This is a genomic window from Stenotrophomonas sp. C-A (assembly GCF_054030835.1).
The window spans coordinates 4,581,581-4,598,439 of record NZ_CM132916.1; the positions used below are offsets into that span (position 1 = coordinate 4,581,581).

Consider the following 16,859-nt stretch of genomic DNA (forward strand, 5'->3'; position numbering starts at 1 on the left):
GGTTTTTCGGCAAAGGTGCGCCGCGCACACTGCGCGCCTTCCTTCCCTCCGGAGCCGGCCATGATCCGTGGCATTCCCCTCGCCCTGCTGGCGTTGACCCTCGGTGCCTTCGCCATCGGCACCACCGAGTTCGTCATCGTCGGCCTGATTCCCACCATTGCCGCCGATCTGCAGGTCAGCCTGCCCTCCGCAGGCCTGCTGGTCTCGCTGTATGCCCTCGGGGTGGCCATCGGTGCGCCGGTGCTGACCGCGCTCACCGGCCGCGTGCCGCGCAAGACCCTGCTGGTGGCGCTGATGGTGCTGTTCACCGTCGGCAACGTCATCGCCTTCCTGGCGCCGGGCTACACGTCGCTGATCGCCGCGCGCATCCTCACCGGCCTGGCACATGGCGTGTTCTTCTCGATCGGCTCGATCATCGCCACCGCGGTGGTGCCGAAGGAGAAAGCAGCCAGTGCCATCGCCATCATGTTCACCGGCCTGACCGTGGCGCTGGTGACCGGTGTGCCGCTGGGCACTTTCATCGGCCAGCACCTGGGCTGGCGTGCCACCTTCCTGGCGGTAGCCGGCCTCGGCGTGATCGCCCTGCTCGGCGCGCTGCTGTTCGTGCCGCGCAGCGTGCCGCAGAGTGCGCCCGCCAGTTTCCGCCAGCAGCTGGCTGTGCTGGCCCAACCCCGCCTGCTGCTGGTCTATGCGATGACCGCACTTGGCTACGGCGGCACCTTCCTGGCCTTCACCTATCTGGCGCCGATCCTGCAGGACGTCACCGGTTTCTCCGCCAATGCGGTCAGCCTGGTGCTGCTTGTGTACGGCGTGTCGGTGGCGATCGGCAACCTGTGGGGCGGGCGCATGGCCGACCGCATGGGCCCGGTGCCCGCGCTGAAGCGCATCTTCGCCCTGCTGGCCGTCGTGCTGTTCGTGCTCACCTTCACCGCCTACAACACCTGGTTGATGCTGCTGACGGTGCTGGCACTGGGTGCGGTGGCCTTCGGCAACGTACCCGGCCTGCAGGTGTATGTGGTCAAGCAGGCGCAGCGCTATGCGCCGCAGGCCACTGATGTAGCCTCGGGGCTGAACATCGCCGCCTTCAACATCGGCATCGCGCTGGGCGCCTCGCTCGGCGGCCTGGTGGTGGAAAACATCGGCCTGATGCACACGCCGTGGCTGGGCGCGCTGGTGGTGCTGGGCGCGTATGCGCTGACCGTGCTCAGCGGCCGCCTGGACCGCCGCGACGGCATCGATGACCGCGCCGATGGCATCGCCGTGGCCGCGCATTGATTCATGCAATGCAGCGTTGCCGGCATGCATACGGCACCTGCCCTACCCTCTTTCCTTTGCGACTCCCTCCCCCTTGGAGCTTCCCATGACTGTTCCCGCTTTTGGCCTTGGTACCTTCCGCCTGAAGGACCAGACCGTGATCGACTCGGTGCGCAATGCACTGGACGTCGGCTACCGCGCCGTCGATACCGCGCAGATCTATGGCAACGAAGCCGAAGTCGGCCAGGCCATCGCCGAGTCCGGCGTGCCGCGTGATGATCTGTACCTCACCACCAAGGTGTGGATCTCCGAGTTCAAGCACGATGCGCTGCTGGCCAGCCTGCGTACCAGCCTGGAAAAGCTGCGCACCGACCGCGTCGACCTTGCGCTGATCCATTGGCCCTCGCCGAACGACAAGGTCGACGTGCCGATGGAGGAGTACCTGCCGGCGCTGGCCGAAGCCAAGGCGCAGGGGCTGACCAGGGCGATCGGCATCTCCAACTTCACCATCGCCCAGACCCGCAAGGCGATCGAGATCCTCGGCGCCGATGCGATCGCCACCAACCAGATCGAGATCCATCCGTACCTGCAGAACCGCCTGCTGGTGAAGTTCCTGCAGGACAACGGCATCCACATCACCGCCTACATGAGCCTGGCCTATGGCGAGGTGATCAAGGACCCGGTGATCCAGGCCATTGCCGGCCGCCACCAGGCCACACCCGCGCAGATCGCGCTGGCCTGGGCACTGCAGCAGGGCTTCTCGGTCATTCCGTCCTCGACCAAGCGCGAGAATCTGGCCAGCAACCTGGAAGCGGCCGCGATCCGCCTGACCGACGAAGACATGGCACAGATCGCCAAGCTGGATCGTGGGCACCGCCTGGCCAACCCGGAAGGCATTGCGCCGGCCTGGGATTGAGCAAAGGCCGCTGGGCATGGCCCGGCACTACCGGTGGGTGCCGACCTTGGTCGGCACTGCTTTACAGGTTGGACCGCGGCGTAACCACCTCGTGCAGCATCCGCAGCACCTCGTGCACATCCAACGGTTTGCACAGGAAGCCGGCAGCGCCCATTGAACGCGCCCTCTCGATGACCTGCAGACGCGTGTCCGCGCTCATCACCAGGATGGGCGGACCGTCCATTCTGGAGCCGACCGCTTCAAGTACGTCCCAACCGCTGCAACCCGGCATATGAAGGTCCAGCAGCACCACGTCCGGCGCAAGCGACGCCACCGCAGCCTGCGCATCGCGCCCGTCGTGCCGGCAACTCAGTCGATGACCTGCACATTCCATCAGCCGCTCGACCACCTGCCGGTTGGTTTCCACATCCTCGAACAGCAGGCAATGCAGGGATCGTACCGACGCCGCATGTGCCTTGAACACTGCCTCAAGCGAAGGTGATGCTGCATCGCCGATCACGGCAGGAGCGGTGAAGCACCACTGGAACGAGGCGCCACCCCACGTGCTGCGGCCCACCTCGATCGTCGCGCCCATGGCATCGGAAATCAGTCGCACGATGTAGAGCCCAAGCCCAACCCCCTGCTCGCAACGGGCATCACCCTCGCTCACCTGGACGAAGGGGGAGAAGATCGCCTCCTGGTCGCTCTCGTCGATACCGCACCCGGAGTCGGAAACGGTCACCCGCACCTGCCATTGCTCACCGATGCGGGAGGCGTCAATGGACACGCGGGTCTCGCCCCCCACCGGGCTGAACTTGATTCCGTTGCAGACAAGATTGCTGATCACCTGTTCGACCCGGCCTGCGTCAACCAGCATCCACACTGCGGGATCGCAGTCCTCCACCGTCAGCAGTACACCTTTCTCCGCAGCAGCCGGTGCGCAGCTTTCCCGCATCGCATCGAGAGCGGACGCCAATGAACAGGGTTGAGGACGAAGCCGCAGCGTTCCACCCTCGATGCTGGCCACATCGAGGACATCATCAATGCGATGCCGCAGCGCTCTTGCCTGCCGGGCCACCATCGCAAACGAACTGCGCTGCACCGGCGTCGCGGTGTTCATGTCCAGCAACTGGATGCCATTGATGATGGCGTTCAACGGCGTCCTCAGCTCATGGCTCATCGTTCCGATGAACCGCCCCTGGGCCTCGCGCGACGCGACGGCACGGAGCGCAATATCGCGCATGGCCGCAACCATGGAGGCAACCACGGCCGGCAGCAGGATCGTCAGTGCAAGGGCATAGGCCAGGTAGGCAGGTCGCGAGATCCAATAGCCCTCCGGCGCGGCCCATAGCAGCCCCAACGCCGTTGCAGCGATGGCTGGCGCGATCGCCCTCCGCCCGTAGGCAGCCGTCGCGGCGATCACCAGGAAAGGCAGCGTTGCATTGAGCGTCATCAGAAGAATGAAGGCTGCATCGACCTGCACCGTCACCATCACCAGGCTGAGGAGCAGGCCCACCGCGTCGCGCCATGCCACACCGCGATCCTTATGGAGGTTCACCCATGCGGCCCATGCCACGGACGCAACAAGCAGCGCAATCGACGCAGGCAGCACCTTCGCCGCCTCGTTGGCCAGCACGGGTTGTGGTCCATCCATCCAGAGCCAGCACCACAGCACGGTCAGTGCCTGCAATACCACTCTGGACAGGCTGGCACGCGGTTCCTGCAGCCAGGACAGCAACAGCGCAAGTCGTTTCATTTCCAGTGAACGGGCCGCCTGAAGCAGTGCGTCGGGGCCAAGATCGAGCAGAGCAGGGGGTGCATGGGGCATGGCCGGACTCCTTCACCTGTGAGAAACGGTGGAACGTTGCAGAAGGCGTTGCGCAGCTACCGCCACGGCTTGGGAGCGGCGTCGTATGTGGTCTGCCGCCGCGCCCGATCGAAGGCACTCACCCAGGTCGTCGCACGCGCTGGCGATCATCCTGCTGCCCAGCGCCGACGTGATGCTCTTGAGCGCGTGCAGACGCGCCAGTTCTGCATCCAGATCGCTGCAGGGCGTACAGGCAGACTCCGCCCTCCACCTTGCAATCGCTTCATCCAACGCAGCGACAAAGGACGGCAGCTCGCATGGTGACACCGCAGCAATCACCTTCAGCATTGAATGCTCGCCAAGCTCAGGGCGATCGGCGCCTGCCGCCTGCGTTCCTGCCATGCCACGTCGATCGATTGCGTGCATCTGTCTCCGCCATATGTCGCATGCGACCTGTTCGTGCATGTCGCTCCCGGCCAAATACGATTTCGTGCAGGGCCATTCGCGACGACGCATCTTCCCGATTCGCTACTGCATCCGCTCATGAATGAGAGCGAACAAACCCGGAAACCGTTCGGAAAACACGTATCCCAGCCCTAATCCAAGCAATACGCCGCCGAGAATGACGCCCGCTCTTGCGGAGGGTGACAGTCGCTTCAGATCCATGGCATCCAGCATCCACACAACGAAGGCCCCGCGCCATCGGAATTCATTCAAACTTTCCTGAGGTGCACTGTGCTGGCGTTTACCCTTCTTCTTCTGCTGGCATGTGCTGCACTGATCGCCACACGCCGATTCCGCACCGCGGCACTCCTGTCGGTGCTGCCCCTGATGGCCTTGTCCAGCGCAACGGGCCCGATAACGCAGTGGATGCTCGACCGGGCCCAGGCCAGCGCTGCATTCACGACACCTGCAGATCGGCCGAAGACAACGATCGTGCTGCTGGGCGGTGGCATCGAGCACCATGCCGAGGGCTCCAGCCCGGGTCTGGCGGGGTACAGCCGATTGCTGGTTACGGCGCAGCGTTATCTGCTCTGCCAGCAGAAGCACGAGACCTGCAGGTTGATCGTGAGCGGAGGTGCCTCACGAAACCGTAATACCAGCGAGGCCAACGTCTACGCGCGCGAGCTGGTCCGTCTGGGTGTGCCGATGGATCGCATCGAGCAGGAGGATGCCAGCGCCAACACCTGGGAGAACGCCCGGAACAGCAGCGCGATGCTCCACCACGACCCATCGCGCGTGGTAATCGTGACCTCGGGTCTTCACCTCAGGCGAAGCCTGCTCTATTTCCAGCATTTCGGCGTAATTGCCGAAGGCCTGCCCAGCGACCGGCTACGCGCCACGCCCGGATGGCTCCCCTCGGCCTTCAACCTGCTGCTGGCTGAGGTGATGTTGCACGAACGTATCGGCGTGCTTCGTTACCACGCCTACAACAGACTGGGGTGGAACGAACCACCGATGCCACCGATCCCCTTCAATCCACAGACAGCCACCCACGCATTGCCGCACTGACCTCGTCCGGCTTTTCCATCGGGGCCAGGTGCCCGCAATCGGGCACCACCACCAGCTGCGAGTGCGGCACCATCGCATGCATTTCCTCGCTCACTGCCAGCGGCGTGATGCGGTCGTTCGCGCCGCACACGATCAGCAGCGGGTCGCGGTAGCCAGCCAACACGTCATGGCCATCGCGGCGTTCCAGCGCGCTCTGGCGCAGGAACACTTCCGCGCCCAAGCGAGCGGTCATGTCGCGCACACGCTGCACCAGCACGTAATCATCCAAGCGCGAGGCATCGATGTAGCTGCGCATCAACACATCGCCAAAGCCATGGAACCTGCCGGGCAGGCGCACGCTGGCGCGTTGGCTGCGGCGTTGTTCGGCACGTTCCGGCGAGTCGGCGTGGATCGAGGTATCGATCAACGCCAGCTGCAGTACGCGTTCCGGGGCGATGCGCAGGATCTGCTGGGCGACGAAGCCACCCAACGAGAAACCGGCCAGGGCGAAGCGCTCCGGCGCCTGGGCCAGCACATCTTCGGCCACGGCCTGCAGGCTCTCGCCACGGGTCTGGTCGCCCACGGTGCAATCGGCGATGTCGGCCAGGTCGGCCAGCTGTGCGCGCCACAGCTCGGCGTCGTTGAGCAGGCCGGGGAGCAGCAACAGGGGGATACGGTTGGTCATGGGGGTATTGTCGCGCCATCACGGTGGCGGAGCCGTGCCGCAACGGGCGGTTGCATTGTAGAGTCGAGCCATGCTCGACTGCTGCACAGCCAGTCGAGCATGGCTCGACTCTACAGAAGGCAGCGATACGGACGCGACCATGGCAGACCCCTACAACAGTGGCTCCCCTTCCCCGCCCGCACTGCGCTTCGACGATGCGCTGGTCACCACCGCCTTCGAGCTGCCCGGCCATCGCGTGGTGCGCAACCTGGGCGTGGTACGCGGTATCACCGTGCGCTCGCGCTCGATCGTTGGCAATTTCCTCGGCGGCATCCAGACCCTGTTCGGCGGCAACATCACCATCTACACCGAACTGTGCGAACAGGCCCGCGAGGAAACCTACCGCGACATGGTCAAGCATGCGCGGCAACTGGGTGCCGACGCGATCATCGGCATGCGCTACGACGCCACCGATGTGATGACCGGGCTGACCGAGGTGCTGTGCTATGGCACGGCGGTGGTGGTGGAGCCGGTGCGATGACGCAGATGCCAAGCGCACGCAAGAGCAGCCGAGCGTAGGCTCGGCTCTACAGGAATTACGCCACCGGCGGCACGTCGGGCACTTCGACCTGCTGCACAGGCAGGGTCACCACCATCACCGTCGGGTCGTCCGGGTCCAGCTTGGTCTTGAAGCCCAGGCTCTGGCACATCGCCAGCATGGTGCTGTTCTCGCGCAGCACCTGGCCTTCGACCACGTCCAGGCCCAGCCACTTGGCGTACTCGATCATGATCGCCATCAGCCGCCAGCCGATGCCGTGCCCCTTCAGATCCGAGCGGATCAGGATGCCGTACTCGCCACGGTGGTAATCGGCATCGGCGTGCAGGCGCACCGCGCCCAGCATTTCGCCGCTGCGTGGCTCGATCGCCACCAGTGCGATCGAGCGTGCGTAGTCGAGCTGGGTCAGGCGCGCGATGAACTCGTGGCTGAAATGCTTCACCGACTGGAAGAAGCGCAGGCGCAGGTCCTCGTCGCTGACACGGGCGAAGAATGCGCGGAACAGCGCATCGTCTTCCGGACGCACCGGACGCACGAAGGCGCGGCCGCCATCGGACAGTTCGATGGTGCGCTCCCACTCCTTCGGGTACGGGAACACCGAGAAGCGCGGATGACCGCGGCCCTTGTGCAGAATGCGCGACGGCGCCACAGCCACACGTGCGTCGAGCGCGAGGATGCCCTTGCCGTCGACCAGCAACGGATTGATGTCCAGCGTACGCACTTCGGGAATGTCCGCGGCCAGCTGTGCCAGCTTGACCAGCGCCAATGCCAGTGCGCGCTCGTCAGCGGCAGGCACATCACCGTAGGCCTTGAGTATGCGCGAGGCGCGGGTCTGGCCAATCAGCTCGTGGGCGAGGCGCAGATCCAGCGGCGGCAATGCCAGTGCCTTGTCATTGATCACTTCAACTGCGGTACCGCCACGGCCGACCACGATCACCGGGCCGAACGTCGCGTCATCGGCGATGCCGACAATCAGTTCACGCGCCTTCGGGCGCACGATGGTCGGCTGCACCAGCAGGCCATCGATGCGCGCATCCGGCCGCAGCTGGCGCGCACGCGACAGGATCGCGTTGGCCGCGCTCTGCACCGCCGGCAGCGTGGACAGGTTGAGGCGCACGCCGTCCACTTCCGACTTGTGCGGAATATCGGGCGATAGAATCTTCAGTGCGACCGTGGCACCGCGCTCCAGCAGCGGCTGCGCCAGGTCCATCGCCTCGTGCGCATCGCGCGCGTGCATCACCGGCGCGGACGGAATGCCATAGGCCTTGAGCAGTTCATGCGTGGCCAGCGGGTCCAGCCACTGCTGGCCGTTGGCCAGCGCTGCATCAACCAGGGCACGCGCGGCCGCCGCGTCAACGTTGAAGTCCTGCGGCAGGCTGGGTGGCGTTTCCATCAGGGCGTTCTGCGCTTCGCGGTAACGCACCAGATGCTGGAAGCCACGTACGGCCTCCGCCTCGGTCGGATAGGTCGGCACCCGCGCCGCGTTGAGCGTGGCGGTGGCCTGGTCATCGTTGCCCAGCCACACCGCGAACACCGGCTTGTCGCGATGATGGCGCGGGCGCAGGCCGAGCGTGCGGGTCAGCGCCTGCGCAGCGTCTGCGGACGAGGTGAACGCGGTGGGCACGTTGACCACCATCACCGCGTCGTTCTCGTTGTCGGCCAGCAGCGCTTCGATGGCCGCGGCATAGCGGTCACCATCGGCGTCCACCACGATGTCGACCGGATTGCTGCGCGACCAGCCCTGCGGCAGCACCGAATCGAGCTTTTCAATCGTGCTGTCGGACAGAGTGGCGAGCGTGCCACGCAGTGCGATCAGCTGATCAACAGCCAGTCGGCCGACACCGCCACCATTGCTGAGAATCGCCAGCCGACGACCAGGGAATGTACCCAGCCGCCCCAGCGACTCCGCAGCAGTGAACAGTTCGTCCAGCGCGCTGACGCGCAGCAGGCCGGCGCGGTTGAAGGCTGCACCGTACACGTCGTCGGCGCGGGCCAGTGCCTGCACATGGGTATCACGACTGCCCGGCTGCACGCGTTCGGCGCGGCCGGACTTCACCACCACCACCGGCTTGGCGCGGGCGGCGGCACGCGCGGCCGACATGAACTTGCGCGCGTCCTTGATCTGCTCGACATAGAGCAGGATGGCGCGGGTGCGGTAGTCGGTGGCGAAGTAGTCGAGCAGATCGCCGAAGTCGACGTCCATCGTGTCGCCCAGCGAGACCACCGCGGAGAAGCCGACCGAGCGCGCTACGCCCCACTCCACCAGCGCGGCGGCGATCGCCGAGGATTCGGAAATCAGGGCGAGGTCGCCTGCCTGCGGGAAATGTGCGGCGATACTGGCATTGAGTCGCGCGTGCGGCGCGATCACGCCCAGGCAGTGCGGCCCGAGGATGCGCAGGCCATGCTTGCGCGCCACCGCCTCTACCTGTGCGGACAACGAACCCGGGCCTTCGCCCAGGTGCGCAGTGAGGATGATCGCCGCCTGCACGCCGCGCTCGGCGGCGGTACGCACCACCTGCGGCACGATCGCCGCCGGTGCGGTGATCACCACTAGGTCGGGCACCCAGTCCAGGTCCTTCAGCCGCTTGATCGTGCGGATGCCATCGATCTCGGCATGCCGCGGGTTGATCCACGCCACCTTGCCGGGGAAGCCGGTGCCGCGCAGATTGCGCATCACCGCACGGCCGGCCGAACGCTCACGCGGACTGCCGCCGATCACCGCGACCGACTGCGGACGGAACACAGACTGCAGGTGGTAGGTACTCATGCGCCTACGGTACCCAAAAAAGGGGACGGAGGGGATTAAGTCGTTTGTGGCACAAACGACTTAATCCCCTCCGTCCCCTTTTTTGTTACAGCAGCGTGCCGTGCAGGATCATCGCGGCGATGCTGAAATAGATCACCAGGCCGGTGACATCCACCAGGGTGGCCACGAACGGGGCCGAGGCGCTGGCCGGGTCGAAGCCGAACCGCTTCAGGATGAAGGGCAGCATCGAGCCGGACAGCGAACCGAAGGTGACGATGCCGACCAGCGCGGCGCCGATGGTGATTGCCAGCAGGATCCAGTGCTCGCCGTAGTCATGCAGGCCGCCCAGCTGCCAGATCACGATGCGCACGATCGCCAGGCAGCCGAGGATGGCACCCAGCACCATGCCGGTCGGAATCTCGCGGATGGCCACCTTCCACCAGTCGCGCAGGCGCAGTTCACGCAGCGCCAGGCTGCGGATCAGCAGCGAGGTGGCCTGCGAGCCGGAGTTGCCGCCGGAACTCATGATCAGCGGAATGAACAGGGTCAGCACCACCGCGCGCGCCAGTTCGTCCTCGTAGTGCTGCATCGCGCTGGCGGTCAGCATCTCGCCCAGGAACAGCACGCTCAGCCAGCCGGCGCGCTTGCGCAGCATCTCGAAGAAGCCGATCTGCATGTAGGGCTTGTCCAGCGCTTCCATGCCGCCGAACTTGTGCGCGTCCTCGGTGGATTCCTCGATCAGCGCATCGAGCACGTCGTCCACGGTGACGATGCCCAGCATCTGCTGCTGGTCGTCGACCACCGGAATCGCCAGCAGGTCGTGGCGGCGGATCAGCCGCGCCACTTCTTCCTGGTCCATCAGCGCATCCACCGTCACCGGCGGATTGACCTGGGCCACGTCCAGGATCGATTCCTCGGGCAGGCCGGTGATCAGCCGGCGCATGGTCACCACCTGCTGCAGCTGCTGGCTGGCTGGGTCGAGCACGTAGATCGCGTATACCGTCTCGCGGGTGCGCTCGACCTGGCGGATGTGCTGCAGGGTCTGCGCCACGGTCCAGCTGGCGGGTACCGCCACGTACTCGGTGGTCATCAGCGCGCCAGCGGTGTTCGGCGGGTAGCTGAGCAGCTTCTGGATGGCCTGGCGGGCGTCGGTGCCCAGCAGCGGGATCAGCCGCGCGCGTTCTTCCTCGTCCAGCTCGTGGACGATGTCGGTGGCACGGTCATCGGCCATCAGACCCAGCAGGGCGGCGGCGCGTGCCGGCGGCAGCGCGGCCACCAGTTCGCCGCTGCGGTGCAGTTCCGGTGCCTCCAGCATCTTCACCGCACGCGGCAACGGCAGCGCGGCCAGCGTTTCCGCAGCGCGGGTCAGTTCCAGCGTGTTGAGGAATTCCACCGCATCGGCGGTGTTGTAGTTCGCCAATGGCGCGGCCAGTGCGGCGGCATCGGCCACCGGGCGCAGCAATTGCTTCTGGTTCATCGGGTTTGCCTTGTGGGGGTGCGACCTCGCGCAACGCCAACGCAGGCAAACCGTCCCGATGTCAGGCGGTGGCCATCGCTGGCGTCGAACGAGGTCGACTTCTACTGTCGCTGGACATGGGTTGGGGACTCCGGGATGCGTGTGCGGGCGGACGCGCCGCCAGCGGCGGGCAGTCTGGACCCGTGGGCCATGCAGGTCAACCCGGTCCCGCCGCGGCAGCACCCTGCCCCGCAGGTTGTTCTCGTGCGTACACAGACCGGCGCGCATAATGGCGCGGTGGTGTTCGCCACGCTTTCTCCACCCGAACGGACGCACAGCGGGCTCCCCCGATGACCAGGTATTCCCATGCATAGCGGTGGTCTGGAACTGGCCCTGGTGCTGCTGCTGGCGGCGGTCATCGCCGTGCCGGTGTTCAAGAAGTTCGGCTTCGGCGCGGTGCTGGGCTACCTGGCGGCCGGTGTGGTGCTAGGCCCGGACGGGCTGGGCTTCGTGCAGGACGCCGACCGCATCCTCGGTGCCGCCGAGATCGGCGTGGTGATGCTGCTGTTCGTGATCGGCCTGGAGCTGTCGCCGGCACGCCTGAAGGTGATGCGGCGCTCGGTGTTCGGCGCCGGCGCGGCACAGGTGGCGCTGTCCGGGCTGGTGCTGGGCGGCCTGCTGCTGCTTGACCATTTCCAATGGAAAAGCGCGCTGGTGGTGGGCGTGGCGCTGGCGTTGTCATCCACCGCGGTGGGCCTGCAGCTGCTGTCCGAGCACAAGGCGATCAACAGCGACCATGGCCGGCTCGGGTTCGCCATCCTGCTGTTCCAGGACCTGATCGCGATTCCGCTGCTGGCGGCCATCCCGCTGCTGGGCGGGGTGAAGAACGAGACCCTGCGCTGGGAAGACGCCGCCGTGGCCCTCGGTGCGCTGGCCGTGGTGATCCTGTGCGGGCGACCGGTGCTGCGCAAGGTGTTCAGCATCATCGCGCGCACCCGCAGCCCGGAAGTGTTCACCGCCACCGCCTTGCTGGTGGTGCTCGGCACCGCCTGGTTCATGCAGGAGGCCGGCCTCAGCCCCAGCCTGGGCGCGTTCCTGGCCGGCGTACTGCTGTCCGATTCGGAGTTCCGGCACGAACTGGAAGCGCAGATCGAGCCGTTCAAGGGGCTGCTGCTGGGCCTGTTCTTCATCGCGGTGGGGATGGGCATCGATCTGGACCGCATCGCCGCCGAGCCGTGGCTGATCGCTGCCGGCGTGGCGATCCTGCTGGTGGTCAAGTTCAGCCTGCTCTACGTGATCGGGCGTATCGCCAAACTCAGTTCGCGACAGTCGCTGCTGCTGGGCAGCGTACTGTGGCTGGGCGGCGAGTTCGCCTTCGTGGTGTTCAACGAGGCGCAGCGCGCGCATCTGCTGGGCAATGCCAACCACGACCGGCTGGTGGCGATCGTCGGCCTGTCGATGGCGATCACGCCGCTGTTGATGATCGCGCTGCTGAAACTGCTCGGCCAGGAGAAAGCCGCGCCGCGAGACCCGGCCGACGCCGACAAGGTGGCGCCGGACAACCGGCCGAAGGTACTGATCGCCGGCATGGGCCGTTTCGGCCAGGTGATCGCGCGCCTGCTGACTGCGCAGAAGGTGCCGTTCGTGGCGCTGGAGGCGAACCCGGACACCGTGGCCGACCTGCGCCGCTTCGGCAACCAGCTGTATTACGGTGACCCGACCCGGCCGGAGATGCTGCGCGCTGCGGGCGGCGAGCACATCGATGTGTTCGTGATCACCGTGGATGACCCCGAGACCAACCTGCGCGCGGTGCGTATGGTGCGCCGGCTGTACCCGGACGCGACGGTGCTGGCGCGTGCACGCAACCGCCAGCATGCGTGGCGCCTGATGGACATGTCGGCCGAGCCGTTCCGCGAAGTGTTCGGCACCAGCCTGGAGATGAGCGGCCGCGTGCTGACCGCGCTGGGCGTGGCACCGGACGTGGCCGAGCGCCATGTGCAGCGCTTCCGCGAGCACGACGAACAGCTGCTGCGCGACCAGTATCTGGTGTACGACGACGAGGCGGCGGTGATCCAGACCTCGCGCGACGCACGCAACGACCTGATGCACCTGTTCGAGGCCGACGCGGAAAGCGACGGCAAGTAGGGGGCCGACCAACGGTCGGCACCCACCCGATGGCAGATGGACCCGGTAGTGCCGGCCGCTGGCCGGCAGCCTCGCGATCCCGAAGGTTTCAGGAGGTTGCCGGCCAGCGGCCGGTACTACCCACCGCGGATTCCGGCAGTAGATCCACGCCACGCGTGGATGTCGCAGACCTCGGCTCAGCCGTTGTCGCGCAGGAACCGCGCCATCGACGAAACGCCCGGCACGCGCGGTTCGAACTCACCGGCCACGTCGATGAAGCCACGCATCACCGCGATCTCGCGCGGGCTGCGGTTGAGGCTGTCGCGTACTTCCGGATCGGCACCGGCGCGCAGCAGGCGTTGCACCAGCAACGGCAGGCCATGCAGCGCGGCCAGGTGCAACGGACCGAAGCCCCGCGGGTCGCGCACGTCCAGGCTGACGTCTTCGTCCAGCAGGCGTTCCACCGCCGCCATCACCACCTGCTCGTCGCAGGCGGTACCCGGCTCGGCACGCGCGCCCAGCAACAGCAGCAGCGGCGTCACCGAACCGGCAGCGGCCTGGTCCGGTTCGGCACCGGCCAGCAGCAGGGTGTCGAGCAGGGCCAGCAGGCGCGAGCGGTCGCGGGCACTGAAACCGTACAGCGCGGCGCAGTGCAGCGGGCCCAGCTGTTGCGCATCACCGGCATGCACGTCGGCACCGGCGGTGAGCAGGCGCGCGACGATGTCCGGCAGGCCCAGCGCCGAGGCCAGCATCAGCACGGTCACGCCACCCGGCAGGCGGTGTTCCAGCTTGGCGCCGGCGTCGAGCAGGGCCGAGACGATATCCACCTGGCGCATGCTGACCGCCGCCGACAACGGCGTCGCCCCACTGGCCGCAGCGTGCTGCGGATCGGCGCCACGCGCCAGCAGCAGGTCAGTCACCGCCAGATGGCCACCACCGGCGGCGCGCAGCAGCGCGGTGCAGCCCTGTGCGTCGACCGCATCAACGGCGAAGCCCAGGTCGATCAGGCGGCGCACGGCGTCCACATCACCGGCCATCGCGGCGGCCGGCAGATCGGCCTCGCGCAGGGTACGGCGCGGCAACGGCCACACCCGCCAGTCCAGCCAGTCGGCCAGATCGCGGCGACCAATCGACAGCGCCACGCCCAGCGGCGTCTGGCCGTCGGCGGCACGGGCTTCCGGCGAGGCACCGTGCTGCACCAGCAGCTTCAGCGCGCCTTCGCGGGCCAATGCGGTGGCCAGATGCAATGCGGTCATGCCATGGCTGTCGCGCGCTTCGCGATCGACACCGGCCTTGAGAAGGGCCTGCTGCAGGCGCAGCCAGCCCAGGCGCACCGCCAGCGACAGCGGCGGATCACCGGCCGGCGAGGCGGCGAACGGATCGGCGCCACGTTCCAGCAGTTCCAGTGCCAGCTGTTCCAGGCCACGGGCGGCCTGGTCGTGCTGCGCACACGCGGCGAGGAAGCGCGCCAGCCCGCCCCGGCCAGCCGGCGACAGGCCACGCTGCAGCATGACCTGCAGCGCCGGCACCGCGTCGATGCCGCGCGACAACAGCGCGAACATCGGCGTGTCGGAACAGGCGTCACGCACGTAGGGATCGGCACCGTGGGCCAGCAGCCAATCGACCGCACGCGGCTCCAGCGCCAGTTCCGGATCGAGCAGCAGGCCACCCAGTTCTTCCGGCTGGCACAGCTTGGCCAGGGCGGCCATGCCTTCGGTGTTGCCGAAGCCCAGCGCTTCGCGCAGCAGGGTCAACGGCGGACGGTCCGGCAGCAGGCCACTGGCACTGGCGGCTTCGCCGCGCTCGGCCAGGCCATCACTGACGGCGGCCGGCAACGGATAGGACGGGTCCAGCAGGGCCACGATCGCCCAGCGGCCGGCTTCGGCAGCGTAGTCCACCGCACGGCGACCGACCGGATCGGCGGCATCGGCGGCGATGCCCAGTTCGACCAGGCGCTTGATCAGCAGCGGTGAGACATCCTCGGCCATCGCCGCCAGCTGCACCGCGTTGCGGCCTTCGCCGTCCACCGCGACCAGGTCCGGCTTGTGCGGCAGCAGGTGCTCGACCACGGCGGCACGACCTGCACGGGCCGCTTCCAGCCATGGCGTACGGCCCAGCGCATCGCGCGCTTCCAGATTGGCACCGGCGCCGAGCAGCACGCCGATGATCTCCACGTGGCCGGCCAGCGCCGCCTCATGCAACGCACTGCGGCGCTGGCGATCGCGGGCGTCGGCGCGCGCCTTGTGCTTGAGCAGCAGCTGCACCCCGGCCGGATCGTCATCTTCGGTGGCAGCGGCGGCCAGCAGCACCGGGGTGCCCTCGGCCGGTTCGCTGCGCGCGCCGCGTTCGAGCAGGAAGCGGGCCAGGCGCCAGTTGCCGACCTGGCAGGCCACCGCCAGCGGCGACCAGCCCTCGTTGTTCAACGCATCGACTTCGGCGGCGGCATCGCGCAGCAGCGCGGCCACGCCCGGGTCGGAACTGCGCGCGGCATGGTGCAGCGGGGTGTTGCCATCGCTGTCGATGGCACGCGAGTCGGCGCCGTTGGCGAGCAGGGTCATCACCGCTTCGGGGCGGCCGTGCCAGCTGTCGCGGGTGGCGGCCAGCAGCGGGGTCATGCCCCGGTGCGGCGCATTCACATCGACGCCGCGGGCGATCAGTTCGCGCAGCAGGCGCAGGTCCGGCAGCACTGCCGCCAGCACCGCCAAGCTGCGCTGGTCGCGCCAGTTCGGGTCCGGCAGCGCATACGGATCGGCACCGGCCTGCAGCAGCTGCAGGCCCCGGTCGATGCGGCCATGGCGGGCGGCTTCATACAGTGCCGGGGTCAGTTCCTGCGGTGCCATCGCCTCCAGCGGCGCGGTTTCGGCCGCGGCGGCGAACATCGGTTCGTGCTCGTTGCTGGCGGTGGCCAACGGGCTCGCGCGCAGCGACACCAGCGGTGCCGGCGCGACCCGCTGCAGCAACAGGTGCAGCACTGGAGACAGCAGCATCACCGCCAGTGCGGCGGGCCAGCGTGCGCTTTCCGGCAGCAGGCCCGGCCAGGCCGGCAGCACCACCAGCGCGGCCAGCGCGATCACCAGCGCGGCCACGCCGAGGCCACGCCAGGCGGTCAGGTCGCGCCCGGCCAGCGCCTGCCAGTGCTGGGCCAGGCTGCCATCGAGGCGTTCGACATCGTTCCACAGCGGCCAGGTGCGCCAGGCCGCCAGCAGGCCGGCACTGACCAGCACGCTCAGGCCCAGCACCGCCGCAAGGCTACCGCTGTCACGCAGTGCGGCCAGCGGCCAGGCCAGCAGCAGCGCCAGCAACAACGGCGCTGCCGTCCACAACGCCAGCAGCGCCGGCAGGTCCTGGCGCGCGACCACGTTCAGCGGCAGCAGCGCGCGGCTGCGCCGCCACCACGACACCGCCAGCGCGAACGCCGGCTGCGCCAGTGCAGCAAGGATGGCACCTGGAACGCCGCCCACGGCGGCGCCCAGCGCCAGCACGGCGCCCACGGCGAAGGCGATCGACAGGGCGCGCGGACGGGACGTGTCAGTCATAGTGGCGCGGCATCAGGCTGGCCACCGACGGCGGCACCTGCAGGTAGAACCCGCGCTCGCTCATTTCGCTGCGGACCTTTTCCGGATCGGCCTGGGCCAGGCGGCGCTGGGCATCCAGGGCCACGTCCAGGACGAAGGCGAGCGTCCCCAGCGAGGTGAGCAGCGGCGCAGGCAGCGCGCTGAAATCATCGCGACGGGGAACGTAGACGTAGGTGTCCGGCTTGAGTTGGCTTTTATAGACGTAGGCGTGCATGTCCGCGGGACGATAACCCGGGAAGAGCCATGATTGTGTCGGAAAGCCGACACCGGGGAAAGCCGTCAGCCGACGAT

12 protein-coding genes are annotated in these 16,859 nt (G+C 67.5%); 5 read left to right on the plus strand and 7 right to left on the minus strand.

Features of this window, described 5'->3' with window-relative positions; genetic code table 11:
• The first annotated feature begins 60 nt into the window (after positions 1-60).
• Positions 61-1,275, plus strand: coding sequence for an MFS transporter (locus ACW5IY_RS21245; protein ID WP_049435967.1), 1,215 nt, complete (start codon positions 61-63; stop codon positions 1,273-1,275).
• An 85-nt stretch (positions 1,276-1,360) separates the two neighbouring features.
• Entirely contained in the window at positions 1,361-2,170 is an 810-nt protein-coding gene (dkgB, locus tag ACW5IY_RS21250; protein WP_010482282.1) for a 2,5-didehydrogluconate reductase DkgB, read from the plus strand.
• Positions 2,171-2,231: 61 nt separating this feature from the next.
• On the opposite strand, the gene ACW5IY_RS21255 is transcribed toward dkgB, so the two are convergent.
• Both ACW5IY_RS21255 and ACW5IY_RS21260 read right to left on the minus strand, forming a co-directional pair.
• Positions 2,232-3,977 (minus strand): ATP-binding response regulator, encoded by a 1,746-nt coding sequence (locus ACW5IY_RS21255; RefSeq protein ID WP_049435968.1) that lies wholly within the window; start codon positions 3,975-3,977, stop codon positions 2,232-2,234.
• 12 nt (positions 3,978-3,989) lie between these two features.
• Positions 3,990-4,382, minus strand: a complete 393-nt coding sequence (locus ACW5IY_RS21260; RefSeq protein WP_239682826.1) for a hypothetical protein — start codon at positions 4,380-4,382, stop codon at positions 3,990-3,992.
• Between the two features lie 309 nt (positions 4,383-4,691).
• Between ACW5IY_RS21260 and ACW5IY_RS21265 the strand changes: the two genes are divergently transcribed.
• The gene (locus tag ACW5IY_RS21265; RefSeq protein ID WP_049435970.1) at positions 4,692-5,468 is read left to right on the plus strand and encodes a YdcF family protein; all 777 of its coding nucleotides are present in this window, start codon (positions 4,692-4,694) and stop codon (positions 5,466-5,468) included.
• Here ACW5IY_RS21265 and ACW5IY_RS21270 read toward each other — a convergent pair.
• Positions 5,431-6,132, minus strand: a complete 702-nt coding sequence (locus ACW5IY_RS21270; protein WP_049435971.1) for an alpha/beta fold hydrolase — start codon at positions 6,130-6,132, stop codon at positions 5,431-5,433. The two genes, ACW5IY_RS21265 and ACW5IY_RS21270, sit on opposite strands and share 38 nt — an antisense overlap.
• 139 nt (positions 6,133-6,271) lie before the next feature.
• On the opposite strand from ACW5IY_RS21270, the gene ACW5IY_RS21275 reads away from it, so the two are divergent.
• Positions 6,272-6,652 (plus strand): YbjQ family protein, encoded by a 381-nt coding sequence (locus tag ACW5IY_RS21275; RefSeq protein ID WP_049435972.1) that lies wholly within the window; start codon positions 6,272-6,274, stop codon positions 6,650-6,652.
• Between the two features lie 55 nt (positions 6,653-6,707).
• Here the strand turns inward: ACW5IY_RS21275 and ACW5IY_RS21280 are convergent, their stop codons facing one another.
• Both ACW5IY_RS21280 and mgtE read right to left on the minus strand, forming a co-directional pair.
• Positions 6,708-9,434 (minus strand): bifunctional acetate--CoA ligase family protein/GNAT family N-acetyltransferase, encoded by a 2,727-nt coding sequence (locus tag ACW5IY_RS21280; RefSeq protein ID WP_049435973.1) that lies wholly within the window; start codon positions 9,432-9,434, stop codon positions 6,708-6,710.
• 85 nt (positions 9,435-9,519) lie between these two features.
• Entirely contained in the window at positions 9,520-10,890 is a 1,371-nt protein-coding gene (gene mgtE / locus ACW5IY_RS21285; RefSeq protein WP_049435974.1) for a magnesium transporter, read from the minus strand.
• Positions 10,891-11,235: 345 nt separating this feature from the next.
• Here mgtE and ACW5IY_RS21290 point away from each other — a divergent pair, with 345 nt between their 5' ends.
• The gene (locus tag ACW5IY_RS21290) at positions 11,236-13,014 is read left to right on the plus strand and encodes a monovalent cation:proton antiporter-2 (CPA2) family protein (protein ID WP_049435975.1); all 1,779 of its coding nucleotides are present in this window, start codon (positions 11,236-11,238) and stop codon (positions 13,012-13,014) included.
• Positions 13,015-13,190: 176 nt separating this feature from the next.
• Here ACW5IY_RS21290 and ACW5IY_RS21295 read toward each other — a convergent pair whose 3' ends face one another.
• Entirely contained in the window at positions 13,191-16,529 is a 3,339-nt protein-coding gene (locus tag ACW5IY_RS21295; protein ID WP_049435976.1) for an ankyrin repeat domain-containing protein, read from the minus strand.
• Complete coding sequence (locus ACW5IY_RS21300) at positions 16,522-16,782, minus strand: YcgL domain-containing protein (protein ID WP_010482302.1); 261 nt, start codon at positions 16,780-16,782, stop codon at positions 16,522-16,524. The genes ACW5IY_RS21295 and ACW5IY_RS21300 overlap by 8 nt, the downstream gene beginning before the upstream one ends.
• Between the last annotated feature and the right edge of the window lie 77 nt (positions 16,783-16,859).

What these genes read in the sequence shown, in the direction of transcription:
- ACW5IY_RS21300 (WP_010482302.1), bottom strand. Translation starts at nt 16,782, where the DNA reads ATGCACGCCTACGTCTATAAAAGCCAACTCAAGCCGGACACCTACGTC.
- ACW5IY_RS21270 (WP_049435971.1), bottom strand. Translation starts at nt 6,132, where the DNA reads ATGACCAACCGTATCCCCCTGTTGCTGCTCCCCGGCCTGCTCAACGAC.
- ACW5IY_RS21295 (WP_049435976.1), bottom strand. Translation starts at nt 16,529, where the DNA reads ATGACTGACACGTCCCGTCCGCGCGCCCTGTCGATCGCCTTCGCCGTG.
- ACW5IY_RS21275 (WP_049435972.1), top strand. Translation starts at nt 6,272, where the DNA reads ATGGCAGACCCCTACAACAGTGGCTCCCCTTCCCCGCCCGCACTGCGC.
- dkgB (WP_010482282.1), top strand. Translation starts at nt 1,361, where the DNA reads ATGACTGTTCCCGCTTTTGGCCTTGGTACCTTCCGCCTGAAGGACCAG.
- ACW5IY_RS21245 (WP_049435967.1), top strand. Translation starts at nt 61, where the DNA reads ATGATCCGTGGCATTCCCCTCGCCCTGCTGGCGTTGACCCTCGGTGCC.
- mgtE (WP_049435974.1), bottom strand. Translation starts at nt 10,890, where the DNA reads ATGAACCAGAAGCAATTGCTGCGCCCGGTGGCCGATGCCGCCGCACTG.
- ACW5IY_RS21255 (WP_049435968.1), bottom strand. Translation starts at nt 3,977, where the DNA reads ATGCCCCATGCACCCCCTGCTCTGCTCGATCTTGGCCCCGACGCACTG.
- ACW5IY_RS21260 (WP_239682826.1), bottom strand. Translation starts at nt 4,382, where the DNA reads ATGCACGCAATCGATCGACGTGGCATGGCAGGAACGCAGGCGGCAGGC.
- ACW5IY_RS21290 (WP_049435975.1), top strand. Translation starts at nt 11,236, where the DNA reads ATGCATAGCGGTGGTCTGGAACTGGCCCTGGTGCTGCTGCTGGCGGCG.
- ACW5IY_RS21280 (WP_049435973.1), bottom strand. Translation starts at nt 9,434, where the DNA reads ATGAGTACCTACCACCTGCAGTCTGTGTTCCGTCCGCAGTCGGTCGCG.